26 protein-coding genes and 1 tRNA gene are annotated in these 26,131 nt (G+C 71.5%); 11 read left to right on the top strand and 16 right to left on the bottom strand.

The window, feature by feature from the left end; genetic code table 11:
• Positions 1-21 precede the first annotated feature (21 nt).
• From pabB to K8F61_RS18785, 4 genes are all read right to left on the bottom strand, one after another.
• A complete protein-coding gene (pabB, locus tag K8F61_RS18800) occupies positions 22-2,118 on the bottom strand; it encodes an aminodeoxychorismate synthase component I (RefSeq protein ID WP_231820257.1) in 2,097 nt (698 codons plus the stop codon).
• A gap of 50 nt (positions 2,119-2,168) precedes the next feature.
• Positions 2,169-3,287, bottom strand: a complete 1,119-nt coding sequence (gene ygfZ, locus K8F61_RS18795; protein WP_231820256.1) for a CAF17-like 4Fe-4S cluster assembly/insertion protein YgfZ — start codon at positions 3,285-3,287, stop codon at positions 2,169-2,171.
• A gap of 6 nt (positions 3,288-3,293) precedes the next feature.
• On the bottom strand, positions 3,294-3,911 hold the full coding sequence (locus K8F61_RS18790) for a nitrobindin family protein (protein ID WP_067249364.1): 618 nt from the start codon (positions 3,909-3,911) through the stop codon (positions 3,294-3,296).
• 345 nt (positions 3,912-4,256) lie between these two features.
• Positions 4,257-4,547, bottom strand: coding sequence for a hypothetical protein (locus K8F61_RS18785; RefSeq protein ID WP_067249361.1), 291 nt, complete (start codon positions 4,545-4,547; stop codon positions 4,257-4,259).
• A 54-nt stretch (positions 4,548-4,601) separates the two neighbouring features.
• Between K8F61_RS18785 and K8F61_RS18780 the strand changes: the two genes are divergently transcribed.
• The 7 genes from K8F61_RS18780 to pstB all read left to right on the top strand — a co-directional run bounded on the left by K8F61_RS18780 (position 4,602) and on the right by pstB (position 12,829).
• On the top strand, positions 4,602-5,297 hold the full coding sequence (locus K8F61_RS18780; protein ID WP_067249360.1) for a winged helix-turn-helix transcriptional regulator: 696 nt from the start codon (positions 4,602-4,604) through the stop codon (positions 5,295-5,297).
• Between the two features lie 64 nt (positions 5,298-5,361).
• On the top strand, positions 5,362-7,536 hold the full coding sequence (locus K8F61_RS18775) for an RNA degradosome polyphosphate kinase (RefSeq protein ID WP_067249366.1): 2,175 nt from the start codon (positions 5,362-5,364) through the stop codon (positions 7,534-7,536).
• Positions 7,533-8,486 carry an NUDIX hydrolase gene (locus tag K8F61_RS18770; RefSeq protein ID WP_067249356.1) on the top strand — a complete coding sequence of 318 codons (954 nt, stop codon included), beginning with the start codon at positions 7,533-7,535 and terminating at the stop codon, positions 8,484-8,486. Before K8F61_RS18775 ends, K8F61_RS18770 begins: the two co-directional genes overlap by 4 nt.
• Positions 8,487-8,727: 241 nt before the next feature.
• Positions 8,728-9,846: a phosphate ABC transporter substrate-binding protein PstS gene (pstS, locus tag K8F61_RS18765; protein WP_231820255.1), complete on the top strand. Its 1,119-nt coding sequence runs from the start codon at positions 8,728-8,730 to the stop codon at positions 9,844-9,846.
• Between the two features lie 109 nt (positions 9,847-9,955).
• Positions 9,956-10,906 (top strand): phosphate ABC transporter permease subunit PstC, encoded by a 951-nt coding sequence (pstC, locus tag K8F61_RS18760; RefSeq protein ID WP_067249350.1) that lies wholly within the window; start codon positions 9,956-9,958, stop codon positions 10,904-10,906.
• 1 nt (position 10,907) lies between these two features.
• Positions 10,908-12,008 (top strand): phosphate ABC transporter permease PstA, encoded by a 1,101-nt coding sequence (gene pstA / locus K8F61_RS18755; RefSeq protein ID WP_067249348.1) that lies wholly within the window; start codon positions 10,908-10,910, stop codon positions 12,006-12,008.
• Positions 12,009-12,049: 41 nt separating this feature from the next.
• On the top strand, positions 12,050-12,829 hold the full coding sequence (gene pstB / locus K8F61_RS18750) for a phosphate ABC transporter ATP-binding protein PstB (RefSeq protein ID WP_219084861.1): 780 nt from the start codon (positions 12,050-12,052) through the stop codon (positions 12,827-12,829).
• A gap of 129 nt (positions 12,830-12,958) precedes the next feature.
• Here pstB and K8F61_RS18745 read toward each other — a convergent pair whose 3' ends face one another.
• From K8F61_RS18745 to K8F61_RS18725, 5 genes are all read right to left on the bottom strand, one after another.
• On the bottom strand, positions 12,959-13,843 hold the full coding sequence (locus K8F61_RS18745; protein ID WP_231820254.1) for an aminodeoxychorismate lyase: 885 nt from the start codon (positions 13,841-13,843) through the stop codon (positions 12,959-12,961).
• Between the two features lie 549 nt (positions 13,844-14,392).
• Positions 14,393-15,022 carry a DNA-directed RNA polymerase subunit beta gene (locus K8F61_RS18740; protein ID WP_067249341.1) on the bottom strand — a complete coding sequence of 210 codons (630 nt, stop codon included), beginning with the start codon at positions 15,020-15,022 and terminating at the stop codon, positions 14,393-14,395.
• Between the two features lie 58 nt (positions 15,023-15,080).
• On the bottom strand, positions 15,081-15,869 hold the full coding sequence (locus tag K8F61_RS18735) for an anti-sigma factor (RefSeq protein WP_231820253.1): 789 nt from the start codon (positions 15,867-15,869) through the stop codon (positions 15,081-15,083).
• Positions 15,866-16,465: an ECF RNA polymerase sigma factor SigK gene (gene sigK / locus K8F61_RS18730; RefSeq protein ID WP_231820252.1), complete on the bottom strand. Its 600-nt coding sequence runs from the start codon at positions 16,463-16,465 to the stop codon at positions 15,866-15,868. Before sigK ends, K8F61_RS18735 begins: the two co-directional genes overlap by 4 nt.
• Positions 16,466-16,496: 31 nt before the next feature.
• A complete protein-coding gene (locus K8F61_RS18725) occupies positions 16,497-18,206 on the bottom strand; it encodes a cytochrome c biogenesis protein CcdA (protein WP_231820251.1) in 1,710 nt (569 codons plus the stop codon).
• 169 nt (positions 18,207-18,375) lie between these two features.
• On the opposite strand from K8F61_RS18725, the gene K8F61_RS18720 reads away from it, so the two are divergent.
• On the top strand, positions 18,376-19,050 hold the full coding sequence (locus tag K8F61_RS18720; RefSeq protein WP_231820250.1) for a fasciclin domain-containing protein: 675 nt from the start codon (positions 18,376-18,378) through the stop codon (positions 19,048-19,050).
• 164 nt (positions 19,051-19,214) lie between these two features.
• On the opposite strand, the gene K8F61_RS18715 is transcribed toward K8F61_RS18720, so the two are convergent.
• Positions 19,215-19,286, bottom strand: a tRNA-Lys gene (locus K8F61_RS18715).
• A 269-nt stretch (positions 19,287-19,555) separates the two neighbouring features.
• Between K8F61_RS18715 and K8F61_RS18710 the strand changes: the two genes are divergently transcribed.
• A complete protein-coding gene (locus K8F61_RS18710) occupies positions 19,556-19,756 on the top strand; it encodes a hypothetical protein (RefSeq protein ID WP_231820249.1) in 201 nt (66 codons plus the stop codon).
• 42 nt (positions 19,757-19,798) lie between these two features.
• Here K8F61_RS18710 and K8F61_RS18705 read toward each other — a convergent pair whose 3' ends face one another.
• The 4 genes from K8F61_RS18705 to soxR all read right to left on the bottom strand — a co-directional run bounded on the left by K8F61_RS18705 (position 19,799) and on the right by soxR (position 22,902).
• Positions 19,799-20,311 carry a flavin reductase family protein gene (locus tag K8F61_RS18705; RefSeq protein WP_067249211.1) on the bottom strand — a complete coding sequence of 171 codons (513 nt, stop codon included), beginning with the start codon at positions 20,309-20,311 and terminating at the stop codon, positions 19,799-19,801.
• Positions 20,308-21,672: an FAD-dependent oxidoreductase gene (locus tag K8F61_RS18700; protein WP_231820248.1), complete on the bottom strand. Its 1,365-nt coding sequence runs from the start codon at positions 21,670-21,672 to the stop codon at positions 20,308-20,310. The genes K8F61_RS18705 and K8F61_RS18700 overlap by 4 nt, the downstream gene beginning before the upstream one ends.
• A gap of 129 nt (positions 21,673-21,801) precedes the next feature.
• On the bottom strand, positions 21,802-22,401 hold the full coding sequence (locus K8F61_RS18695) for a superoxide dismutase (RefSeq protein WP_231820247.1): 600 nt from the start codon (positions 22,399-22,401) through the stop codon (positions 21,802-21,804).
• Positions 22,402-22,482: 81 nt separating this feature from the next.
• Complete coding sequence (gene soxR, locus K8F61_RS18690; RefSeq protein WP_067249220.1) at positions 22,483-22,902, bottom strand: redox-sensitive transcriptional activator SoxR; 420 nt, start codon at positions 22,900-22,902, stop codon at positions 22,483-22,485.
• Positions 22,903-23,027: 125 nt separating this feature from the next.
• Here soxR and fdxA point away from each other — a divergent pair, with 125 nt between their 5' ends.
• Complete coding sequence (gene fdxA / locus K8F61_RS18685) at positions 23,028-23,357, top strand: ferredoxin (protein WP_067249199.1); 330 nt, start codon at positions 23,028-23,030, stop codon at positions 23,355-23,357.
• Positions 23,358-23,375: 18 nt separating this feature from the next.
• Here the strand turns inward: fdxA and K8F61_RS18680 are convergent, their stop codons facing one another.
• Positions 23,376-23,894: a CGNR zinc finger domain-containing protein gene (locus tag K8F61_RS18680; RefSeq protein ID WP_067249197.1), complete on the bottom strand. Its 519-nt coding sequence runs from the start codon at positions 23,892-23,894 to the stop codon at positions 23,376-23,378.
• A gap of 25 nt (positions 23,895-23,919) precedes the next feature.
• Here K8F61_RS18680 and K8F61_RS18675 point away from each other — a divergent pair, with 25 nt between their 5' ends.
• On the top strand, positions 23,920-24,180 hold the full coding sequence (locus tag K8F61_RS18675; RefSeq protein ID WP_231820246.1) for a hypothetical protein: 261 nt from the start codon (positions 23,920-23,922) through the stop codon (positions 24,178-24,180).
• 34 nt (positions 24,181-24,214) lie between these two features.
• Here K8F61_RS18675 and K8F61_RS18670 read toward each other — a convergent pair whose 3' ends face one another.
• The gene (locus K8F61_RS18670; protein ID WP_231820245.1) at positions 24,215-25,990 is read right to left on the bottom strand and encodes a 2-isopropylmalate synthase; all 1,776 of its coding nucleotides are present in this window, start codon (positions 25,988-25,990) and stop codon (positions 24,215-24,217) included.
• Positions 25,991-26,131 lie beyond the last annotated feature (141 nt).

The following is a 26,131-nucleotide window of genomic DNA, read 5'->3' as shown; positions in this document are numbered from 1 at the left end:
ACCCGGTCGGCAATGCGCCGCTCACCCGGTCGGGAACGAGGCCCCCGCCCAGCGCAGGAGCGGACGCGCCTTCACGACGGTCTCCGCATACTCCTCGTCCGGATCCGAGAGCGCGACGATCGCCCCGCCCACGCCGTAGTCCAGGCCGCCGGGATGTACCACGGCCGTGCGGATCACGACGCTGAGATCGACCGCGCCGTCTCGGGAGAAGTAGCCGACCGCGCCGCTGTACACCCCGCGCGGGCCCTGCTCGAGTCGATCGAGGATCGCCATCGTGCGGTGCTTCGGCGCTCCGGTCATCGATCCGGGCGGGAAGGCCGCACGAACACACGCGACCGGCGAGGCGGTGCCGAGGCGGGAGCGCACCGTGCTGACGAGCTGATGCGCGGTCGCGTAGGTCTCGACGCGGAAGAGGCCGTCGACACGCACCGATCCGCGGGCGGCGGTCCGGCCCAGATCATGACGGACGAGATCGACGATCATCAGGTTCTCGGCGCGGTCCTTCTCGGCCCCGCCCAACTCGAGCCGGATCGCCTCGTCCTCGGCGGGGGTGTCGCCGCGAGGGCGGGTGCCCTTGATCGGACTGGACTCGACGTCGCCGTCCGCGGTGATCCGCACGAACCGCTCCGGGGACGTGCTGAGCACGCTGACCCCGCCGATGCGCAGGAACGACCCGAACGGCGCCGGGTTCTGTGTCCTGAGGGCGAGGTAGGCCCCCAGCGGATCGATCCGGGGCTCCCCCGGGGGCGTGGACGCCGTCAGCATGTTCGTCAGGCACGCCTCGTACGTCTCCCCGGCGGCGATGAGCTCCTGCGCCTCGGCGATGAGCCGCAGGTACGCGGCGCGTCCGTGTCGCGCACGCAGCGTCGGGAACGGTGCGGCGTCCGTCGCGGCACCGGGCTCCGCGGCGATGTCGCCCGTGTCTCCGGGATCCGCGCCGACGCGTTCGACGAGCGCCGCCGTGCGCTCGATCCACCCGTCGTCCCGGCGCGAGAGAAGGTGGATCCGTGACCGCTCGTGGTCGATCACGACCGCCTCGTCCAATCGGACGACGGCGGCATCGGGCACGGTCGACGACTGCCGGTGCGGCGACCCGCACTCCGCGCGCAGCTCGTAGCCGAGCCAGCCGATCCACCCGAGCGCGAACGGGATCCCGGGGACCGAAGCGCCGGGATCGGCGGCGAGCTCGTCGTCGAGCCAGTCGAAGAAGGCGCGTTCGTGGACGGCGGTGCCGCGGTCGTCCTGCACGGTCACGGTACCGGAGCGCACCTCCGCGGTCGCCGCCGGCAGGTCCGCCCCGCCGCCGAGGATCGAGAACCGCGCCCGCGGATCTCCCGGCCGGTTCCCGTCGAGCCACACCGCCTGCGGGGCATCGCCGTACAGCGCGGCGAACAGGCGGGCGGCGTCCCCGTGCCACGGCAGTTCGCGGTGGGCCGGGGCGCTCGGCGGGATGACCGACGCGGGCGGCGGCGCATCCGGAGCGGCGGTCCGTGCGTCGGCCGGCACGCCCCGCGCCGGGGGCACGGTCGTCCGGCGCTCGCGCGTGAACGCGGCGAAATTCTCGATCATGCGCGTCCCGTCCGGGGTGCCGATCGATTCGGGATGGAACTGCACGCCCCACAGCGGCAGGTCCCGGTGCCGCAGCCCCATCACCACGCCGTCGTCCGCCCAGGCGGTGGCGACAAGCTCGGCGGGAAGGTCCTCGACCCGCAGGGAGTGATAGCGGATGACCTCCGTCGGCGACGGGATCCCGCGGAACGGACCGGTTCCGTCGTGGGACACGAGAGACGGCCGACCGTGCCGGGGCTCCGGCGCGCGACTCACCCGCGCACCGAACGCATGCGCGATGCCCTGATGCCCGAGGCACACCCCGAGCAGGGGCATCCGCCGCGCTGCCGCCGCGCGGACCGCCTCGGCGCAGATCCCGAAGTCGCCGGGCACCCGGGGATCGCCCGGCCCCGGCGAGAGCACGACGTTGTCGAATCCGTCGAGGACGGACGGATCCCAGCCGGTCCAGTCGTTCGGCACGACGACGGGCTCCGCGCCGCCTGCCGCCACGAGCTGGTGGACGAGGTTGTAGGTGAAGGAGTCGTAGTTGTCGATGAGCAGCGTGCGCAACGGCGTGCGGTCCGCTCCTCGGTCCGGGACGGGCCCGGCGGGGTCCGCGCTCAGCGGGCGTCCCGCGGGTCCGGCGCCGACGGACGGCGCGAGAGGCGGGTGAGCCGGGGCACGTCCGCGGTCGCGCCCGCGTCGGCCGGGACGATGACCTCCTGCGCGGCGGCGACGTCTCCGTCCGGGGTGCGCACGACGAGGTCGCCGACCGGCGCACGGCGGGCGAGGACGGCCAGGGCGATCGGGCCCAGCTCGTGGTGTCGGGCGACGGACGTGACGTGACCGACCTCCTCCTCCCCCGCGAGCACCGGGGATCCCGGCGCAGGAAGCAGATCGTCGCTGCCGTCGAGGTGCAGTGCCGCGAGGCGACGGGGAGGATGCCCGAGGTTGTGCACCTTCGCGACCGTCTCCTGTCCGCGGTAGCACCCCTTGTCGAGGTGCACGGCGCTGCGGATCCAGTCCGTCTCATGCGGAAGGGACCGCTCGTCCACCTCGCGCGCCCACCGCGGCCGCCACGCGGCCACGCGCAGTGCCTCGGCGGCGAGGGATCCGGCCCACACGATCTCCGGGTCCGCGACCAGCGCGGCCGCGGCGTCGGCATCCACCACGGCGGCGCGCCAGTGGAAGTCGGCGCCCGGGTGGGCCTCGCCCCGGTGGTACTGGTGCCCGCCCGGTCGCACGTGAGGCCACGGATCCGCCCAGATCACCGGGATCCCGGCCGGGGCGGCGGCCGCGCGCTGCGCGGTCTGCTCCGCCGGGCCGCCGGCGAAGAACCCGATCACGGCGAGCTCGGGACGGAGGGCGACGGTCACGTCGGCGCGGAAGACCATGCGCGAGAGCCAGGCGGCGAGTCCCTCGGCGTCGGCGGCATCGGCGATCAGCCAGGCGGACACCCCGTCGTCGAAGATCGCTGCCGCGTGCTCGACCCGCCCCTGCGGGTCGAGCACGAGGAGCTCGGTGCTCTCCCCCGGGGCCAGACGCGCCACGGACTGCGAGGTGATCGAGTCGAGCCAGGTGAGCCGGTCGTTCCCGCGCAGCTCCACGACGGTGCGGTCGCCGAGTGGGCTGAGCGCTGTGCCGGCGATCAGAGCGCGCTGTTCGCGCACGGGATCGCCGAGGTGGGTGACGAGGCCGTCGTCGAGGACAGCCGAGGCGAGTGCCGAGAAGACGTCCACGATCGTCTACACCTTCGCCAGTCGTGCCGACGCATGCGAGCGCAGTTCGGAGCCCAGCGCGGCGACGTCCCAGGCCCACAGCAGGTGCCCGTCCACGAGGCCGTACATCCGGGAGGCGGCGGTGTACGCGCGCGCGCCGGCCGGGCGCACGACGGCGTCCGTGGCGATGTCGATCCGCGGACCGTTCGCGGTGCCGAGATAGAGCTCCATCGTCCCGTCGGAATGGGCGAGCGAGACCTCGATCGCGAAACCTGCGGGGGTGCGCAGCGCCTCGACGTCCTCGGCGGTGCGCGGAGCCGGGGCGGGGCCGCTCGTGCCGACGGCCCAGGCCGGCGGGAGCAGGCCCGGTCCGGCGTCCGCCTCGTCGTCCGGACGGGACAGCCGCCAGAAACCGGTCTCGGCGACGAGGGGCACGGGGGCGGCGTCCTCGGGCAGGAACGCCGCGGTGGCCGCGTAGTTGAGGAAGGGTCCGCCGTCGTGGCTGAAGCTCACGCGGTGGCGGAACTCGCCGGTGTAGCGGACGCCTGCGGCGTCGTAGTCGATGACGCCGGTGCCCTCCCAGACGCCGAGCAGCCACGACAGCGGCCCGATGTCCGCGGGGAGTCCGGTGGGGAGATCAAGCATGGGCACGCTCCTGTTCCGCGCGGGCGGCGGACGACCGGGGGGCGACGCGCGTCAGCGCTGGCCGCGGAAGAGGTTCACGAGGACGACGCCCGCACAGTAGGCGATCGCGAGGGTCGCCAGACCCAGCAGACCCACGAAGAAGAGCTCGAGCGCGACGAAGTCCATACCTCCACTGTACCTTCTCCGTTTTCCCTCCGCCTCTTCTCCCGACTCGCCATCGTCTTCGCCCTCCGTCTTCCCCCTCCGTCGCGCGCGAGATCAGGCAAACGCGCCAGAACAGGCGGGATCGCACGCGGGATGCCTGGTCCGGCGCGTGCGCCTGAGGCGGCGCGATTGCGGGTCGCGTCAGAGGGCGAAGAGCGACCCGATCGCGAAGCCGACCGACACGACCCCCATCACCAGCAGCGCGCCGAGGGCGCCGGTGGCGGCGCGGAGGATGAACCCGCGGGTCACGCCGCGCAGGAGCTGGGCGGCGAACGAGAACAGGATGCAGGCGCCGAACCCGATCATGAACCACGTCATCGTCGCGTCGCGCGGGGCGAAGACCCCGACCAGGATCGCGGCGACGGCGCCGACCGCCCACGTCGCGGCCAGGCCCCAGATCGGGCGGCGCGGTGCGAGGACGGGTTCCGACATGCCCCCATTGTCCCCCATCCCCGCGGCTATCATGGTGCGCACGAAAGGTACCGTGTGGCGCTCCTCCTGGTCTTGACCCCGTCTCCCTCCGCGGAGCCGGTCCTGCCCGCCCTGGAACTGCTGAGCCACCGCGTGCGCACCATCCCCGCCCAGCCCGCGGAACTGGTGACCGCCCCCGAGGCCGACGTGGTCGTCGTGGACGCCCGAGCCGACCTCGTCGCCGCGAAGTCGCTGTGCACGCTCATCCGCGCGACGGGGCTGCGCGCTCCCCTCCTCCTCGTCGTCACCGAGGGCGGCCTGGGCGTCGTCAACGGCGACTGGGGCATCGACGACGTCGTGCTGGCGACGGCGGGGCCCGCCGAGATCGACGCGCGCGTGCGTCTCGTCCTCTCCCGAGGGCACGGCCCCGAGGAGCCGGTGCGGGTGCAGGCCTCCGGCGTCACGATCGATGAGCAGTCCTACTCGGCCAAGCTCCACGGTCGTCCCCTCGACCTCACCTACAAGGAGTTCCAGCTCCTGCACTTCCTGGCGACGCACCCGTCGCGCGTCTTCACCCGCGAGCAGCTGCTCAGCGAGGTCTGGGGGTACGACTACTTCGGGGGGACCAGGACGGTGGACGTCCACGTGCGGCGCCTGCGGGCGAAGCTCGGCGACCAGGAGCAGATCATCGGCACGGTCCGAAACGTCGGATACCGGTTCAACGTCGAGGAGGAGGGCGAGCAGCGCACCGTGGAGAGCGGCACCGGCTGAGCCGGAGTCACCCGGCGTCGCCGCGTTCACTCGCCCGTCACACAGCGGTGATTAGATGTACCCCATGATCGATCCGGTACTGGCAGACTCTGGCCTCGGCGACGCGGAGGACGACGACTTCGACGCGATCCTCGACACCACCGACGACCTCCTCCCCGACGATCGATACCTCGACCGCGAGCTCAGCTGGCTCGCGTTCAACCAGCGGGTGCTGGAGCTGGCCGAGGACGAGACCCTGCCGGTGCTCGAGCGGGCCAACTTCCTCGCGATCTTCGCCAGCAACCTCGACGAGTTCTTCATGGTCCGCGTCGCCGGGCTCAAGCGCCGCATCGTGACCGGGCTGGCCGTGCCGACGAACGTCGGCCGTGCGCCGGCCGACGTCCTCGCGGACATCTCCGCGGAGGCGCACCGCCTGCAGCTGCGTCACGCGGAGGCGTGGACCACGTCGGTCCGCCCCTCCCTCGCCGACGCCGGCATCGAGATCGCCGACTGGGAGGAGCTCAGCAGCGACGAGCAGGCCGGCCTGACGGAGTACTTCCAGTCGAACGTCTTCCCGGTCCTCATGCCGCTGGCCGTCGACCCGGCCCACCCGTTCCCCTACATCTCCGGCCTCTCCCTGAACCTCGCGATCCGGATCCGCAACGCGCGCACCGGGAGGCAGGACTTCGCCCGGCTCAAGGTGCCGCCGATGCTTCCGCGTTTCGTCGAGGTGCGCGGAGGAGGCGGAGGCGGCGCGTTGCGGTTCATCCGCCTGGAGGAGCTGATCGCGAATCACCTCGGAGACCTCTTCCCCGGGATGGAGGTTCTCGACCACCACGCCTTCCGCCTGACCCGCAACGAGGACGTGGAGATCGAGGAGGACGAGTCGGAGAACCTGATCCAGGCGCTGGAGGCGGAGCTGCTGCGGCGCCGTTTCGGTCCGCCGATCCGCCTCGAGATCACGGACGACATGGACGACGTCACCCTCGACCTCCTCCTGAAGGAGCTGGACATCACGGACCAGGAGGTCTACCGCCTCCCGGTGCCGCTGGATCTGCGCGGCCTCTTCGACCTGTCCAAGATCGACCGGCCCGACCTGCACTACCCGCCGCACCTGCCGACGACGGCCGTGGCGTTCCAGCCGGGGGACAACAACGAGCGCGCCGACATCTTCAAGGCGATCCGCAAGGCGGACGTGCTGGTGCACCACCCGTACGAGTCCTTCGCGACGAGCGTGCAGGCGTTCCTGGAGCAGGCCGCGCGGGACCCGCACGTGCTCGCGATCAAGCAGACCCTCTACCGCACGTCCGGCGACAGCCCCATCGTGCAGGCGCTGATCGACGCGGCCGAGGCCGGCAAGCAGGTCCTCGCCCTCGTCGAGGTGAAGGCGCGCTTCGACGAGGCGAACAACATCGTGTGGGCGCGAAAGCTGGAGAAGGCGGGGGTGCACGTCGTCTACGGGCTCGTCGGCCTCAAGACGCACTGCAAGCTCGCCCTCGTGATCCGCCAGGAGGAGGGCACGCTCCGCCACTACTCGCACGTCGGGACCGGCAACTACAACCCCAAGACGAGCCGGCTCTACGAGGACCTGGGACTGTTCACCGCGGATCCGCAGGTCGGCAAAGACCTCACCCGCCTGTTCAACGAGCTGTCCGGCTACGCGATCGAGAAGAAGTTCAAGCGGCTCCTGGTCGCGCCGCTGCACCTGCGCAAGGGGCTGCTGCGTCACATCGAGAAGGAACGCCAGCAGGCGTTGGCCGGCAAGCCCGCGCGGATCCGCATCAAGGTCAACTCGATGGTCGACGAGCAGATCATCGACGCCCTGTACCGCGCGAGCATCGCCGGGGTGAAGGTCGAGGTCTGGGTCCGCGGCATCTGCAGCATCCGCACGGATCTGCCGGGCGTGAGCGACAACATCACGGTGCGGAGCATCCTCGGCCGATACCTGGAGCACTCGCGCATCTTCGCGTTCGACAACGACGGAGACCCGCAGGTGTACATCGGCAGCGCCGACATGATGCACCGCAACCTCGACCGACGCGTCGAGGCGCTGGTCCGGGTCGCCGCGCCGGCGCACGTCAAGGAGCTGCTGTCGTTCTTCGACACGGCGATGGCCTCGACGACCTCCTCCTGGCACCTGGGCGAGGGCGGACTGTGGACGCGCCACTCCGTGGACGCGGACGGCGTGGCGCTGACGGACCTGCAGGATAAGACCATGCTGCAGATCCAGCGTCGTCGCCGCCCGCGGGCGGCCCGATGAGCTCAGCGCGCTCGGAGAGTCACGCCGTCTACGCCGCCGGCGGGCTGGTGTGGCGGATCGTGGACGGGAAGCTGCGCGTCCTGCTCATCCACCGCACCAAGTACCGCGACGTCACCCTCCCGAAAGGGAAGGTGGATCCCGGCGAGATGCTCGCGGAGACCGCCGTCCGCGAGATCTTCGAGGAGACCGGGATCCGCGTCGCGCTCGGCGTGCCGGTGGGCGTCTCCCGGTACCGGATGGCGAACCGCAAGCAGAAGGTCGTGCACTACTGGGCCGCGGAGGCCACCGAGGAGGCGATCCGGGCCTCCGCCTTCGTGCCGAACCGCGAGATCGCGGCGATCGAGTGGATGAGCCTGAAGAAGGCCCGCAAGGCGCTCAGCTACCCCGTCGACGTGGAGATCCTCGATGCGTTCGAGGGACTCGTGGAGGACGGGATCCGGGAGACCTTCCCTGTGATCGTGCTGCGGCACGCCAAGGCCCAGCCGCGCTCGGACTGGGAGGGGACGGATGCCTCCCGCCCGCTCACACCGCGGGGTCAGGCGCAGGCGGAGGCGATCGTGGGCCCGCTCCGGGCCTTCGGCGTCCGCAAGATCGTCACGAGCGACGCGGTCCGCTGCCGCCGTACCGTGCGGCCCCTGGCCCGCGCCCTGGGGATCAAGAGCGTCAAGACGGAGCTCATCAGCCAGGACGCCTGGGAAGAGGGGCGGGCCGATCCGCGCACGGTCGTCGGCCGACGCGTCCGCGCGGGAAAGCCCGCCGTCCTGTGCAGCCACGGTCCGGTGCTGCCCGACCTGCTGCGCGAGGTCGCCCTCGCGACCGGCACCCCGTCCGGCTCGTACCTCTCCAGCGCCGCCGCGCTGGAGGTGGCGGCGTTCAGCGTCGTCCATCTGTCGGCGACCAACCCGGGCTCCGGGATCATCTCGATCGAGACCCACGCCCCCAAGGCCTGACCCTCCCCGCTCCGCGCACGGTCGATCGTCGGTCAGAGGGTGGCGGCGCCATCCTTGCGGAGCACAGCGCCTCGACACCCCTCCGCTGAGACGCGCCGGGGACTCCTCGGCGAGCGCCGACCGGCCCCGATCCGTTCACCTTCCGTTTACCCCCGCGGGAGAGTCTCGTTAACCGGCGCTCCTAACGTCACTGTGTGCCCTGCACCGGGCCCCACCCATTCCACGATCGAACGGATCCACAGTGAAGATCTCCCGAATCGCTCGAATCAGCGCCATCGGCGCCATCGCCGCGCTGGCCCTCGCCGGCTGCGCCGCGAACGAGGCCCCCGCCGGCGGCGACGGCGGCTCCACCACCGCTCCGTCCGACGGCGCGTCCGCGCTCACCGGCAACCTCGTCGGCTCCGGCGCCTCCTCGCAGCAGGTCGCGATCCAGTCCTGGACCGCCGAGTTCCAGAAGACCAACGCCGACGCCACCGTCGAGTACGACCCGGCCGGCTCCGGCGCGGGCCGCGAGTCCTTCCAGCAGGGCGCCGTCAACTTCGCCGGCTCCGACCGCGCATTCAAGGTCGACGAGATCTCGGCCGGCGGCTTCGAGGCCTGCGCCGCGGACTCCGAGATCGTCGAGATCCCGGCCTACATCTCCCCGATCGCCATCGTCTTCTCGCTCGACGGCATCGACTCGCTGAACATGGACCCGCAGACGATCGCGGGCATCTTCGCCGGCAAGATCACCAAGTGGAACGACCCGGCCATCGCCGCCACCAACGAGGGCGTCACGCTTCCGGACGAGACCATCTCGCCGGTGCACCGCTCCGACAAGTCCGGCACCACCGGCAACTTCACCGACTACCTCTCGCAGACCGCGGGCGACGTGTGGACGGCGGGCTCCGTCGAGGAGTGGCCGGCCGAGCTCGGCGGCGAGGCCGCGGAGAAGACCTCCGGTGTCGCCAACGCCGTCAAGGGCGGCCAGGGCCTGATCGGCTACATCGACTCCTCCCAGGCCGAGGGCTTCTCCTCGGTGAAGGTCAAGGTCGGCGACGAGTTCGTCGAGCACTCGGCCGCCGGCGCCGCCGCGACCCTGGACGCCTCCAAGATCGAAGAGGGCCGCTCCGAGGGCGACCTGGCGTTCGAGATCGACCGCACCACCACCGCCAAGGGCGCGTACCCCGTGCTCCTGGTCAGCTACCTCATCGGCTGCACGCAGTACGAGGACGAGAACATCGCCGCGCTGACGAAGGCCTTCTTCAGCACCGCGATCAGCGCCGAGGGCCAGGACGCTGCCGCCGCCAACGCCGGCAGCGCCCCGATCTCGGACGACCTGCGCAGCCAGTCGCAGGCCGCGATCGACCTCATCAAGTGAGACGCGGACGGTCTCCGGGATGCGCACGCATCCCGGAGACCGTCCCATGTCCCCCACCTCCCCTGACTCCTCCGGCACGCCCGATCACACCGAACAGGAAGCAGCACCCATGACAGCCTCCCCGGCGCAGGCTCCGCAGCGGATCGTCGCCAAGCGGCGCGCCGGCGACATCTGGTTCTCCGGGACCGCGGTGGCCGCCGGATCCATGATCATGATCACGCTCGCCGCGGTCGCGATCTTCCTCGTCGTCCAGTCGATCCCCGCCTTCAGCGCCACTCCCGAGACCGCATCGGTGCTCCGGGGGAACTTCTGGCAGTACGTCGGCCCGCTGCTGTTCGGGACCGTCTGGGCCGCCTTCCTAGCCCTTCTCATGGCCGTGCCGCTCTCCATCGGCGTCGCCCTCTTCATCACCCACTACGCGCCGCGCCGGCTCGCGCAGGGCCTCGGCTACATCGTCGACCTGCTGGCCGCGGTGCCCTCCGTCGTCTTCGGGCTCTGGGGCATCCTCGTCCTCGCTCCCGCGGCGCAGCCGGTGTACGGCTGGCTCAACGCCCACGCCGGGTGGTTCCCGCTGTTCTCGGGCGAGTTGTCCAAGACCGGGCGCACCATCTTCACCGCGGCGATCGTGCTCGCCGTCATGGTCGTGCCGATCATCACCGCGATCTGCCGCGAGATCTTCCTGCAGACCCCGCGCCTGCACGAGGAGGCCGCCCTGGCGCTCGGGGCCACCCGCTGGGAGATGGTGCGGATGGCCGTGCTGCCGTTCGGCCGCTCCGGCATCGTCTCGGCCTCCATGCTCGGGCTCGGCCGCGCGCTCGGCGAGACGATGGCCGTGGCCATGGTCCTGTCCGTGAGCGGCGCCGTCACCTTCCAGCTCTTCACCTCGACGAACCCGTCCACGATCGCCGCGAACATCGCCCTCACCTTCCCCGAGGCGTACAAGGTGAACATCAACATCCTGATCGCGACGGGCCTCATCCTCTTCATCGTCACCTTCGCGGTGAACGCGATCGCACGCTGGATCGTGAACCGCCGCAAGGAATTCTCGGGAGCGAACTGACATGACCCTCACTGCCCCCGACACCGCCCGCGGGACCCTGGCCCGCACCGCGACCTCGCTGAGCTCCGGACACCTCCCCCGATGGGCCCCCTGGGCGCTGCTGGTCGGCTCCCTGGCGATCGTCGCCGCCCCGTTCGGGATCGCGAGCATCAGCTCGGGCTCCGAGTTCAACCTCGCCGGGACCCTGATCCTCGGCGCGGTCGTCTACCTCGTGCTCATCTACGTCCTCTCCCGCATCGTCGAGGACGGCCGCAAGGCCACCGACCGGCTCATCACCGGCGTCGTGACGGCGGCCTTCGCGATCGCGATGGTGCCGCTGGTCTCCGTGGCCTGGACGGTGGTCGCGAACGGCATCGCCCGCTTCGACGCGGACTTCTTCAGCATGTCGATGCGCGGCGCGATCGGCGAGGGCGGCGGCGGCCTGCACGCCATCATGGGCACGCTCCTGGTCACGCTCGCCGCCACGCTGATCTCGGTGCCGATCGGCCTGATGACCGCCGTGTACCTGGTCGAGTACGGCCAGGGCGGACGGATGGCCCGGGCGATCACGTTCCTCGTGGACGTCATGACCGGCATCCCCTCGATCGTCGCGGGCCTGTTCGCGTACGCCCTGTTCGCGCTCATCTTCGGACCCGGCGTGCGGATGGGCATCATGGGGTCCGTCGCCCTCGCCGTGCTCATGATCCCCGTCGTCGTCCGCTCCAGCGAGGAGATGCTGCGCCTGGTGCCGAACGAGCTGCGCGAGGCCTCGTACGCCCTCGGCGTCCCGAAGTGGCTGACGATCCTCAAGGTCGTGCTCCCCACCTCGATCGCGGGCATCACGACCGGTGTCATGCTCGCCATCTCGCGCGTCATCGGCGAGACCGCGCCGCTGCTCATCACCGCCGGGTTCACCGACGCGATGAACTACAACCTCTTCAGCGGGCGCATGCAGACCCTGCCGGTCTTCACGTACTCGCAGTACGCCTACCAGGGCATCCCCGCCGAGGCCTACGTCGATCGCGCCTGGGCGTCCGCCCTCACCCTCATCATCATCGTCATGGTGCTGAACCTCATCGCCCGCCTCGTCGCGAAGTTCTTCGCGCCCAAGACCGGCCGCTGAGCCCCGATCCGCCAGCGCCTCCGACTCCCAGAAGGAACACCGTGTCCAAGAGCATCGAAGTCAACAACCTCAACGTCTACTACGGCGACTTCCTCGCGGTCGAGGGCGTGTCCCTCGACATCGAGCCGCGCAGCGTCACCGCGTTCATCGGCCCCTCCGGCTGCGGCAAGTCCACGTTCCTGCGGACGCTGAACCGCATGCACGAGGTCATCCCGGGCGCGCGCGTGGAAGGCGAGGTGCGCCTCGACGGCGAGGACCTGTACGGACCCGGCGTCGACCCCGTGAGCGTCCGCCGCCAGGTGGGCATGGTCTTCCAGCGTCCGAACCCCTTCCCCACCATGTCGATCCGGGAGAACGTCCTCGCCGGCGTGCGTCTGAACAACAAGCGCATCTCCAAGAGCGACGCCGACGCCCTCGTCGAGCGGTCGCTGCAGGGGGCGAACCTCTGGAACGAGGTGAAGGACCGTCTGGACAAGCCCGGTTCCGGCCTCTCCGGCGGCCAGCAGCAGCGTCTGTGCATCGCGCGGGCCATCGCCGTCTCCCCGGACGTGCTCCTCATGGACGAGCCCTGCTCCGCGCTCGACCCGATCTCGACCTACGCGATCGAGGAGCTGATCGGCGAGCTGAAGAACGAGTACACGGTCGTGATCGTGACGCACAACATGCAGCAGGCGTCGCGCGTGAGCGACAAGACGGCGTTCTTCAACATCGCCGGCACCGGCAAGCCCGGCAAGCTCATCGAGTACGACGACACGGCGACCATGTTCACGACGCCGTCCGTGCAGGCCACTGAGGACTACGTCTCCGGTCGCTTCGGCTGATCCGCACCGCTCCTCCGCAGTCCGCGCCCGCGGCTGCGAAACCGGCGCCGAGTGGTCAGTTTCTGCGGGTTCAGCGCGCCTGAACCCACAGAAACTGACCACTCGTCGTCTGTCGGCGGCGGACGCGGGTCAGTCGCGCGGCGAGAGGAGATACGCGTTGAGCGCGGCGGTGAAGGGGGCGTCGACCGCGAGCGGCCGACCGTCGATCTCGCGGATCGGCGCGGCCAGCCGGACGCTGGAGACGAGCCAGGCCGCGTCCGCCGCGATCAGGTCCGCCGCAGGGATCCGGGCGTACTCCGCGGTGAGCCCGAGCCCGGCGAGGTGCTCGTAGACGCTCAACTGGGTCGTGCCGTGCAGGATCCCGCCGGACGGTGCCGGGGTGACGAAGCGGTCGCCGATGCGCAGGATGAGCGACGCCGTGGGCGCTTCGAGGACGAAGCCGTCGCTGCTGAGGAAGATGGCGTCGTCCGCCCCGCGCCGGTGCGCCTCCCGGAGGGCCGCCATGTTCACCGCGTAGGAGAGCGTCTTGGCCCCGAGCAGCAGCCACGGCGCCCGCTCGGCGGCGCCGATGTCGTATCCGCGATCCAGGGTGACGACGCGGACCCCCTGGGTCCGCGCGGCGGCGAAGTCCCCCGCCGGGGTCACGGTCGCCCAGGCGGTCGGCGTCGGCCCGTGCTCCACTCCCCGGCTGAGGATGAGCTTGATCACGGCCTCCCCCGGCGGGCACTCCGCGGCCGCGACGGCGACCGCCTGTCGCCACTGCTCGAGGTTCGGCTCCGGGAGCTCGCACAACCGCGCCGAGTGGGCGAGGCGCTGCACGTGCGCCTCGGTCTCCTGGGGATGCCCGTCGACGACGCCGATCGACTCGAACACGCCGTCTCCGCGCTGGGTGCTGAGCTCGCCCACGCTCAGCGCGGGCGCCGAGGGATCGGCCGGGGTGAACGAATCGGAGAAGTCCGCGCGCTCCTCGGCGGCGTCGGCGGGGACGATCAGGAGCGCGAAGCGGGTGGCCATGGATCGAGCATAGGCGCGCGGCCGTCTCGGACCGGTCAGTGGTCGTCTCGAATCCGACTCCCGTTCCCAGGGCCGGCCGTCGGGAATACTCTCCGGGCCGACGCGTTACACTGTGATGGCCGGGCCGCATAACCCCGGGCTCCAACTTCTGCCGCTGCGAGCGGCCTTCCGCCGAGAGGCGTTCTTGCGGCCCGGCCCTTTCGTATCCACCGCCCTGCATGGACTCGGTGCGAGGGGCGCCTCGCGTCAACGCGCAGCGCGCGCACGCCGGATCAGGCATACGCGCGACATCAGGCACTCGTGCACACCCCTGGCCTGATCCCACGCGTCCGCCTGATCCCGCGCGCAGATCAACAGATCCGAGATCCCACCGCCCACCAGCCCGTATGCACTCCCCAATTCAGGCATACGCGCGACATCAGGCATCCAGACCGGCTGACCGCCTGATCCCACGCGTTCGCCTGATCCCACGCGCCCGAGGGCAGCGCGCCCGAGGGCAGCGTGAGGCGGGGCAGCCGCAGGAGAAGGCAGCGACAGGAGAAGGCAGCGTCAGGCCAGCATGCCTTGGCGCCAGGCCCCCGCCGACGCTGCGAGGTCGAGGGCGTAGCCGCTCAGCCGCAGCGCGCGCCGCGTGAGGCCGCCTGCCCGCTCGGGCTCGGTCGCCTCGTAGTCGTCGGCGAGGTGCGTCGCGCCGGAGGCCTGGATGCGGCAGAACGCCGCCGCCCGCTCCAGCGCGACGGCGAAGTCCCCGCGGAAGGCGCCGCGGAGGATGGTGTCGATGAGCGCCACGAGCTCCTCCGGCCCGGCGGGGCTCGGCGCACCGGCCACCACGGCGTCCACCGTGGACAACTCGGTCCGTCCGCGCTCGTAGAGCAGGGCGCTGGTCGCGGGATCGCCGTGGATGGAGGCCTGCAGGACGTACAGTCGCCACAGCGCCCCCGGCAGAGAGCGGGACGTCGCCGTGGACCACAGCTCCGCGATCTCGTCGATGCCGTGGGAATCCGCGTACGCGATCAGCCGTTCCGCGCTGGCCCCGCTGTCGTCGGCGCGCACCCGGGCGAGCAGTGCGGAGGCCGTTGCGTGCGCGATCCGGGTCTTCTCGGCAGGATCGTGCGCGCCGACGAGGTTGTCGAACGACTCGTTGGGTCGGCGGACCGGCCGATGGAAGTCCTGGGGCACCGATCCAGGGTACGCGCCCGACGACGGGCGTCCGCCCGGAACCGGGGAACGCGGCGCCTCACGACGTGGGGATCGCGACGATCGGATCCGTGGTCGGCGCGCCCGTCGCGGAACCGCCGGCCCGCTCCACCGTGATGGCGAGAAGGTCGCCGTCGCGGAAGGCTCCTTCCAGCGCCGCCGTGCCGTCCGGGGCCGACAGGAGTCCCGCGGAGATCGGCTCGTCGCCGCGGACGAACCAGAGCTCGTACGCCTTGTCGTCCGGGAGCGCGGCCATCCCTTCCGTCACGAGCACCGCCCGGCCGAGGGACGAGGACCAGTGCGCCGTGACCGAGCCGCCCTGGGCCACCTCCGCCGTGCGCTGCCTGGCGTCCGGAGCCTGCTCGATCTGCTCCAGCGCGACGACGGCGGCCGGACGCAGGATCGCGGGCAGCAGCGTTGCCGCCCCCACGCCGAGGGCAGCGATCAGCGCCACCGATGCCGCGAGCGCGAACAGTCGGCGCGAGCGGCGACGCGGGTGGCGGTCGGCGCCGGCGGCCGGCTCGTCCTCCCCCGCGCCCTGCACCCCGGCCACCGGCCCCCCGACGGCAGAGGCGCCGGTCGCCGACGGGACGGTGTCCTCGGCGATCCGCGCCAGCAGCGCCCCGCGGACGGCGGGCGGCGGGTCCTCCGCAGCGGCGCCCATCCCGAGCAGCGCGGCGGTCGCCGTGTCCTCGGCCACGAGCGCGGTCCACTCGGGGTGCTCCCGCGCGGCGCGGAGGAAGCGCTCCTCGTCCGCGGGCGAGAGCGCATGCAGCGCGTGTCCTGCGGAGAGCGCGCGGAACTCCGCCTCGTCCATGCTCTCGGTCATGCGGTCACCCCCAGCTCACTCCTCAGGCGCGACAGCCCGTCGCGCATGCGCGTCTTCACGGTTCCCAGCGGGGTCGCGGTCATCGCGGCGATCTCGCTTTGACTGTAACCGCCGTAGTAGGCGAGGACGAGCGCGTCCCGCTGCGGCTCGGGAAGCTCCCCGAGCGCTGCCACGACCCGTCGTCCCTCGATCCCCAGCTCCGCCTGCTCGGCGACGCTGTCGTACGGGACGCCCAGGTCCCGGATCCCCGCTCTCACGTCCCGGTCGCTGCCCGCCTGCGACGAGCGCACGCGGTCGACCGCGCGGCGGTGGGCGATCGTGAGGATCCAGGATCGTCCCTGTCCCCTGTTCGGAGCGAAGCGCGCTGCGGATTGCCAGATCTCCAGGAAGACCTCCTGGAGCACCTCCTCGCTCTGCGCACGGTTGACCACGACCCGCAGGATGAGACCGAACACGCGGCCGGAGAGCAGATCGTAGAGCTCGGCGAACGCGTCGCGGTCGTCGGCGGCGATGCGCACGAGGAGATCGGCCACGGCGTCGCGCGCCGTTCCGTCCTCGGGTACGTCGATCCCGTCGATGACCATCTCCCTCAGCATGCCGCATCCTCCGTCTTCCCCTCGGAGGCGCTCAGCCGAAGGTGAAGGAATAGACCTGCACGCCCGGAGGGACCTCCACCTCGAGGACCCCGCGACGGCTCTCCCCGGGCGGCACCACGGCGTAGGACCGGGGCGTGCCGGAGACCTCGATCCGCGTCGTGCGCGCGCCGTCCTGCACCGTGATCGTGCCCTCGCCGGCCAACACCGTGCGCACCTCCGCGGCCCGGAAGTCCACTCGGACCCGCCCCGCCTCCCCCACCGGCGCGGCGAACTGCGTCCGGACGTCCCAACGTCCGTGCAGGGCGAAGGTGTCGTCGGGCTGCGTCGCCGGGAACTCGTGGTCGACGATGCCGGCGCGGTACGGCCCGGGCCCGGCGAAATTCACGTCCTTGGCCGAGCCCAGGAAGGTCTCCCGGGTCGTGGATCCGACCTCGGGGGTCTCGTCGACCACATCGGTGCGCGGAGGAAGGACCACGCCGGGGTCCGCTTCGGTCAGAAGCTTGCGGATGTGGTCCTCGGTCGTCGCGTACCCGCCCTCGCCGAAGGAGATCTGCCGCACGACGCCCTCCGCGTCGATGAGGTAGTGCGCGGGCCAGTACCGGTTGCGGTAGGCCGTCCAGGTCGACAGCGCGTTGTCGAGGCCCACCGGGTAGTCGATCCCGAACGACTCCGCCCCGGCGGCGACGTTCGCGGGATCCTTCTCGAACGCGTACTCCGGCGAGTGGACGCCGATCACCTGCAGACCGGCGTCCCGGTAGGCCTCGTCCCAGGCCACGACGTGCGGCAGCGAACGCTGGCAGTTGATGCAGGAGTATGCCCAGAAGTCGATGAGCACGACCCGTCCGCGCAGGGCCGCCAGGTCGACGCCGGCGCCGTCCGGCGTGTTCAGCCAGGTCTCGATGCCCCGCAGCGCAGGGGCCGTCCCGCACTCGGCGAGCTCCGGCGACCCCGGGACGCACCGGTCGAGGTCCCGGTTCTCGTCGGTGACCAGTCCGCCGAGCCCGAGCGCCTCCTGCCCGCCCTCCGAGGAGGTCAGCCCCTCCTGGAAGGAGGCGGTGTAGTCGGGGATGAGCCGTTGGATCAGCTGCGGAACGTTGAAGACGAGTCCCACGGCGAGCGCGATCATCGCGACCCCGGCGGTGATCCGGAGTCCTCGCTCCCGGGTGCGGAACGCCCGGATGCGCTCGATCAGCCCGCGTCCGGCGAGGGCGAAGGCGAGCAGCGGCACCGCGACCCCCACGGCGAACGACACGGTCAGCAGCACCGTCTCCGGGCCGATCCGACCGGTCGCCCCGGCGACGATGATCGCGGCGAGCACGGGTCCCGCGCACGGGACGAAGACCGTGCCGAGCGCGAGGCCCACGCCGAAGCCGCTCCCCCGGTTCTCGACATTGCGCCGCGGGATCCACTGGAACGGCTTCTCCAGCAGCCTCTCCACCCCGGGGAAGAGCAGTCCCACCCCGAGGAGCGCGAGCACGACGATCCCGATCCAGCGGATCAGGTCCTGGGGAAGGCCGAGCAGTCCCAGCAGCAGCGAGCCGGCGAGAGTGACCGCGGTGAAGCTCGTCACCAGCCCCGCGATCACGAGGTAGGGCCGTGCCCGGCCGGCCGGTGCGGTCTCCTCCTCGAACCGTGCCGACTGGGCGCCGCCGGTGAGGAAGATGACCGGCAGCACCGGCAGGATGCACGGCGAGATGCCGGTGATGAGCCCGCCGAGCAGACCGATGATGACGACGTCCATGAGTCCCCGTTCCTGTCACGGGCTGTTCGCGGCCGGGCCGGGTTCGGATTGGTGCGGCGCGGTCCTCGGCCCGACGCGAATCCGTTTCCCATCCGATCCGCCGGCGGCGCCGAACAGCACTCGACGCCGCAGGAGAGGCCCGCGGCGCATCACCACCGGAGGTGGAGAGATGTTCAGCACCAAGAAGAAGATCGTCACGGTGACCGCCCTCGTGTTCGCCGGGGCGCTCACCCTGTCCGGCTGCGCGATGGGATCGTCCGGGTCGTCCGGCTCCGACACGTCCGAGTCGTCGATGCCCAGCTCCCCCTCGGAGGAGTCTTCGCCGATGCCGTCGATGGCCGACCCGTCCGCGGATCTCGTGGGCCCCGGCTGCGCGGCCTATGCGTCCGAGGTCCCGGACGGCCCGGGGTCGGTCCAGGGGATGTCCCAGGACCCGGTGGCCGTGGCCGCGTCGAACAACCCGCTGCTCACCACGCTGGTGTCCGCGGTGAGCGGCCAGCTCAACCCCGACGTGAACCTGGTCGACACGCTCAACGGGGACGAGTTCACCGTGTTCGCCCCGGTCGACGACGCGTTCGCGAAGATCGATCCGGCCACCATCGAGGGCCTGAAGACGGACAGCGCCACGCTGACGTCGATCCTCACGTATCACGTCGTCCCCGGACAGATCGCCCCGGACGCGATCCCCGGCATGCACAAGACGGTGCAGGGCGCGGACGTGGAGGTCACCGGCAGCGGAGACGACCTGATGGTGAACGGGGCCTCCGTGATCTGCGGCGGCGTCCAGACCGCCAACGCCACCGTGTACCTCGTGGACTCGGTCCTGATGCCTCCGGCGCAGTGACCGCTGCCCGCGCCTGCGGGGGCGGGCGCGGGCGACGGCCCCCGGCGCGACGGCGCCGGGGGCCGTCGGCGTGCGCCATAGACCGCGCCCCGCGCGCCGATGTCGGCGGTGCGCGGTAGCGTGGACGAGGACCCGGGAGGAGAGTCCGCCGATGTCCGAACAGGTGCCCCCGGGGAATTCCGACATCCCGACCCACCGGTTAAAAGCCGGTTGCTCTGCCTCTGAGCTACGGGGGCCCGTGCCGACTCAGAAGACCTGCGGCACGTGCCGACAGTCTAAGCCACTCGCCGAATTCAACCGGAAAGCGTCGCGTCCGGACGGGCTTCAAGAGGTGTGCCGAGAGTGCAACCGCGCCTCGTCCCGTCGCTACTACCAACGCAACCGAGACCATCACATCGCGGTCATCCGCGCACGAACGTCGTCGCAGAGGGCCGAGTCGCTGGCCTTCATCGCCGCCTACCTCCAGGACCACCCCTGTGTCGACTGCGGCGCCTCCGACCTCCGGGTGCTCGACTTCGATCACCGTCCGGACGAACCCAAGCGCGACGGCGTCATGCAGCTCGTCCGGAATGGGTTCCGGCTCGCGACGATCATCGCGGAGATCGCACGATGCGACGTGCGGTGCCGCAACTGCCATGCGATCGTCACCTACGAGCGGATGGGCGGCTCCTGGCGCACCCGCGCCTCCCCGCACCGGCCGCCGTGACCGGCCGCGGGTCGTGGGTTCGAGCCCCACGGGGCCCACCGGTCAGGCGGCGGACGGCACAGCGAGCCGCGTCGTGGTGTGGAAGGCGCGGTTCCAGCGCAGGAGCGGCACGCCCTCCTCGGGAGCGCTGCCGCGCGTGACCTCCCCCACGAGCAGCATCTGGTCGTTGACGGGCGTGGTCGAGTGGGTCGTGCACCACAGCGTCACGAGCGCATCGGGAAGGAAGAGCGGTCCCTCCGCGGAGGCGACGGCGCCCGCCTCGCCCAGCGCGTCCAGGCGCTCGGCGCGCGTGCCCGGAGAGGTGAGCCGCCGCACGAGCGGCAGGTGGTGCGCGGCGAGCACCGACACCGCCCACGGCGCGCCGGCCGTGATCGCGGGCAACGCGTCGCGATCCTGCCCGACGGAGACGGCGAGGGTGAACGGGTTCACCGACGCGGTGAGCACCGACGCGGCGATGAAGAAGAGATCGTGGTCGTCGTCGCGGGTGGCGACGAGGGTGATGCCGCTGCCGTAACGCGCGAAGCTGTCGTACAGCGAGGGATCGACGGCGCTCATGCGACCACCGCCTCGGCCCGGGCCGCGATGTCCCTGAGCTCCCCACGGTCCGCGACCTTGATCCGCTCCCGCCCGCGTTCGGCGCCGAGCGCGCGCTCGTGCGCGTCGACCCGCAGCCAGCCGTCCCAGTCGACCGCCGTGACGCCGGCGGCCTCCCGCAGCGGGGGAAGCGGATCCCGGTCCGGCCCGTCGAGCGGGCGCCGCTCGAGATCCGCGACGAGCTGGGAGACGGTCTGCAGCGAGTCGGACTTCGTCGACCCGATCAGCCCCACCGGCCCCCGTTTGATCCAGCCGCTGACGTACAGACCGGGGATCGGCGTCCCGGCGCTGTCCAGCACGCGCCCCTGCTCGTTCGGGATGCGGCGACGCACGGGGTCGAAGGGCACGCCCGGCACCGGGCTCGACGCATACCCCACGGCGCGATACACCTGTCCCACCGGGTAGTGGCGCAGCTCCCCCGTGCCCTCGACGGTCCCGTTGACGAGGTGCCGCGTCCGCTCCACCGTGATGCCCTCCACGCGATCGGTCCCGTCCAGCCGTACCGGCGCCTGCATGAAGTGCAGGTGGATGCGCCGCGAGGCCGTCCGCGTCGCCGGATCCCGCTCCGACCACTCCCGGATCGTGCGCGCGACGATCCTCCGCTGGTTCGAGCTCTTCATGAGCTCCTCGCTGGAGCGGTCGAAGACCATGTCCGCCGGGTCCACGATGACGTCGACGTCCGCGACCTCGCCGAGCTCGCGCAGCTCCAGCGGCGAGAACGCCGCTTCCGCCGGCCCCCGGCGGGCAAACACGTGCACGTCGGTGATCCGGCTGCGACGCAGACCCTCGTGGACGTGGTCCGGGATCTCCGTGGAGAGCAGGTCGTCGGCGTGCTTGGCGAGCATCCGTGCGACGTCCAGCGCCACGTTGCCCGCACCGATGACGGCCACGTGCTCCGCGTCCAGCGGCCACTCCCGGGCGGCGTCCGGGTGCGCGTCGTACCAGGAGACGAACGCGGACGCGCCGAAGGATCCGGGCAGGTCCACACCCGGGATCGGCAGCGGCGCGTCGTCGTCGGCCCCGGTGGTCAGGATCACGGCGTCATAGGCCGCGCGCAGCCGGTCGATGCCGATGTCCGTGCCGACGTCGACGCCGGCGACGAGCCGGATGTCCCGCCGGTCGAGGACCGCATGGAGCGAGTCGATGATCGCCTTGATGCGGGGGTGGTCGGGGGCGACGCCGTAGCGGACGAGGCCGAACGGCACCGGGAGCCGCTCGAACAGGTCGACGCGCGTGGGGAACGGCTGCTGGCGGAGGATGTCGGCGGTGAACACGCCGGCGGGGCCGGCGCCGACGACGGCGACGTTGAGGGGACGGATCATGCGCGATGGGCTCTCTGGTACGGGGATCAGTGGGGGCCGGCCGGCGTCGTCCTCGTGGGCGCGCGACGACCGGCCCAGGCGGACGCCCGGATGCGGGCGTCCGCGCGCGGCGGCGGATGGCCGGGCGCGTCAGTTCGCGACGGCGGCGAAGCGCGCCGCGACGTCGGACCAGTTCGCGATCTCCCAGAACGCCTTCACGTAGTCGGCCCGGACGTTCTGGTAGTCCAGGTAGTAGGCGTGCTCCCAGACGTCCAGCTGCAGCAGCGGCGTGACGCCCAGCGGCACGTTGCTCTGCTGATCGAACATCTGGAACACGAGCGGCTTCGCGCCGAGGCGGTCCCACGCGAGCACGGCCCATCCGGAACCCTGGACGCCGAGGGCCGTCGCGGTGAAGTGCGCCTGGAACTTCTGGAAGGAGCCGAAGGCGTCGTCGAGCGCCGCCGCGAGCTCGCCCTCGGGCCGGCCGCCGCCGTCCGGGGACATGTTCTGCCAGAAGACCGAGTGGTTCAGGTGCCCGCCGAGATTGAAGGCCAGGTCCTTCTCCAGCTTGTTCACGGCGGCGAGGTCGCCGCTCTCGCGCGCCTCCTCCAGCTGCTCGAGCGCGGTGTTCGCGCCCGTGACGTACGCCTGGTGGTGCTTGGAGTGGTGCAGCTCCATGATCCGCGCCGAGACGTGCGGCGCGAGCGCGGAGTAGTCGTAGGGCAGCTCGGGCAGTGTGTAGACGGCCATGCGATTCCTTTCCGAAAGGGTCGCGTCCACCGTAAAACCTCAAGTGCACTTGAGGTCAAATCGACCGATCCGCGTCACCTCTCACTCGTCGTCCGCGTCGGCCAGACGGCGCGGCCCCGCCCCGAGAGCGGCGAGCGCATCGCCAGGGTTCAGCAGCGCGCAGGCCTTCATCGACAGGCAGCCGCAGCCGATGCACCCGGTCAGCTCGTGCTCCAGCCGCTCGAGGCGTCGGCGGCGCTCTTCGAGCTGACGCTTCCACGCCCGCGACGCGCGCTGCCAGTCCTCGTGGCTCGGCGTCCTGTCGAGCGGCACGGCGGCGAACGCCTCCTGGACGTCGGTCAGCGGGATGCCGAGGTTCTTCGCCACCGCGATCAGCGAGACGCGGCGCAGCATGTGCCGCGCGAACCGACGCTGGTTGCCCGCGGTGCGCACGGACGCGATGAGCCCGAGGTCCTCGTAGTAGCGCAGCGCCGACACCGCGACACCCGTGCGCGCGCTCATCTCCCCGATCGTCAGCAGCTCCTCCGGCTCGTGCGCGGCAACCACGGGTCCTCCTTCGATTTGACCTCAAGTGCACTTGAGATCCTACGGTGAAGGACCGGACGAGAAGGAGGGCGGGAGCACCCATGACCTACGTGATCGCGCTGCCGTGCGTGGACCTGAAGGACCGCGCGTGCATCGACGAGTGCCCCGTGGACTGCATCTACGAGGGCGAGCGCTCCCTCTACATCCACCCGGACGAATGCGTGGACTGCGGGGCGTGCGAGCCCGTGTGCCCGGTCGAGGCCATCTTCTACGAGGACGATCTCCCCGACGAATGGCAGGACTACTACAAGGCGAACGTCGAGTTCTTCGACGAGATCGGATCCCCCGGTGGGGCCGCGCGGACCGGCCCGCTCCCGTACGACCACCCGCTGATCGCCGCCCTGCCCCCGCAGGAGCACGACGAGGACTGAGGTGGCACCGGGCCCGCGTCAGGCCCGGCGGGCCCGATGCCGGCGGACGGCGTCGCGATTGGCGCAGCGGACCGAGCAGTAGCGCTGCCGACCGTTGCGGGTGATGTCCACGATGACGTTGGTGCAGGGATCGGCCGCGCATCGACCGAGCCGGTGCATGCCCCGCGTGGCCAGATGCAGCGCCGTCCCCACGGCGATGACGGCGCGCAGCACGTACGGCAGGGCGTCGTCCGGATCCCGGTAGTGCAGGTGCCAGCCTTCGCCGTCGTGGTCGGTGAGATGCGGGTGCGCGGCGGCCTCGGCCATCATCCGGTTCAGGAGGACGGCGCGATCCGCCGGGTCCTCGGCGTCGACGACCCGCAGCCACTCGTCGATCACGGCGCGCGTGCGCTCATGGTCGTCCGGGGCGGCCCGGAAGACCATGGTCATGCCGAACCGCCGCGTGCGCGCCTCGATCCCTGCGCGGTCTGCGGGCCAGTCGTCCGCCAGCGACGCGGCCAGGAGCGTCGCGTACTCGCCGTAAGGGTTGAGATGCATAAGCCCATTACATCATCCTGGGCTCATGTCCGCTCCCGCCACGCGTCCCGTCCCCCTGCCGCCCCCCGCCGAGCGCACCGCCGCCCGGCACGAGCACGGGTGGATCTCCGAGTCCCGCCATCCCACCTCGGAGGGCGTGATCGTGTACGTACGCTGCACCGCCTGCGGCACCCGACGGGTCGATCTCGTCCCCACACCGACCCTGCCCCCGCTCGCCGTGAGCCGGGGCATCGGCGCGCCCGCCGACACCCCGCCTCCGCGCACGCCCGCGGCGCCCGGCCGCTGACGACCGGACCCCGCGGGTCGTGCGCACCGCCGCCTCAGACCGCCGAGACCGCTGCGGACACCCGCGCCGCCGCGGCCATCACCGCCGCGAGGGACGCCCCGAGCGTGGAGGCGTGCACGCCCGCCGCCCACGCGACCTCGTCGCCGCGGCGATACTCGAGCATCGTGAGCGCCTGCGCATCGCTCCCCCGGTCGAGGCTCGTCTGGTGCAGGCTCAGGACGTCGACCAGGATGCCGCGCTCCGCCAGCGCCGCCACGAGCGCCTCGACCGGCCCGATGTCGTCGAAGACCGAGTCGGCCCGGCCGCCGTCCGCCTCCAGCACCACCCGGGTGCGCGAGCGCCCGCCCTCCTCCGCCACGTCGAACCCGGCGAGCGCGACCGCTGAGGCGGGCGAGGCGAGGTATGCCGTCGTGAAGATGTCCCACAGGGCCGCCGCGGAGATCTCGTCCCCGGCCTCGTCCGCGTGCTCCTGCACGTGCCGGGCGAAGTCGATCTGGAGGCGGCGGGGCAGCTCGACGCCGTACTCGCTCTCCAGCAGATACGCGATCCCGCCCTTGCCGGACTGCGAGTTCACGCGGATCACCGCGTCATAGCTGCGCCCGATGTCCGCCGGGTCGATCGGCAGGTACGGCACCCGCCAGGCGATCTCCCGCTCCGCGACGCCGGTCGAGCGCGCCCGCTCCCGGTGCTCCGCGAACCCCTTCCGGATCGCGTCCTGGTGCGTGCCGCTGAAGGCGGTGTGGACGAGGTCGCCGACGTACGGATGGCGCGGATGGACCTCGATGCGGTTGCTGTGCTCGACGACCCTGCGGATCTCGTCGATGTCGGAGAAGTCGATCATCGGATCGACGCCCTGGGCGTGGAGGTTCAGCGCGAGCGTCACCAGGTCGACGTTGCCCGTGCGCTCACCGTTGCCGAACAGGCACCCCTCGACGCGCTGGGCGCCGGCGAGGACCGCGAGCTCCGCGCAGGCGACGCCAGTCCCGCGGTCGTTGTGCGGGTGCACGGACAGGATGACGCCGTCGCGACGCGCCACGCTGCGGTGCATGTGCTCGATCTGGTCCGCGTAGACGTTCGGCGTCGCGATCTCGACGGTGGCCGGCAGGTTCAGGATCACCGGGCGGTCCGGCGACGCCTCCCACAGCGCGGTCACCGCGTCGCACACCTCGATCGCGAAGTCCGGCTCGGTGAGGTTGAAGACCTCGGGCGAGAACTCGTACCGGACGTTCGCCAGGGACGCCGTGCGGTCGCGGACCTCCCGGGCGCCGTCGAGGATGAGCCGCAGCAGCTCTGCGCGATCCCGCCCCAGGACGACGTCGCGCCAGACGGGGGCGGTCGCGGTGTACATGTGGATGACGACCTCGTTGCGGATCCCGCGGATCGATTCGACGGTCTTCGCGATGAGGTCGGCCCGCGCCGGCGTGAACACGACGATGGTCACGTCGTCGGGCGCGAGCGGCTCTTCGGCGAGCAGCCGCACGAAATCGTGGTCGGTGCGGCTCGCCGACGGGTAGCCGACCTCGATCTCCTTGTACCCCATGGCGACCATGAGCTCGAAGAAGCGTCGCTTGCGGAGGGGATCCATCGGCTCGGCGAGGGCCTGGTTGCCGTCGCGGAGATCGACGGGCACCCACAGCGGCGCGCGCTCCAGCCGACGGTCGGGCCAGGTCCGCCCGACGAGCGGGAGCTCCACACGGGAGTGCACGTCGGCGTAGCGGTGCGACGGCATCTGGGAGTGACGCTGACGGTTCCAGGCCGGAGCGTCGGCGGGGCGGGGGCCACGCGGGGTCGAGAGGGTGGGATGAGGCATGTCCGGGTCCTTCCGGTCGGGATCGATGAGACGACCGGCACACGTCGAACCCCCACGGAGGGGGTCCGGTCGATCAGGCCCCGCCGTGGCAGCGAAGGAGGAGGATGCCCGCGAGCATGGCTAGAATGTAGCACAACTCCT

The sequence above is a fragment of the Microbacterium resistens genome (assembly GCF_021172025.1).
GTDB classification, from domain to species: domain Bacteria; phylum Actinomycetota; class Actinomycetes; order Actinomycetales; family Microbacteriaceae; genus Microbacterium; species Microbacterium resistens.
This window is presented reverse-complemented; position numbering and strand designations above follow the sequence as displayed.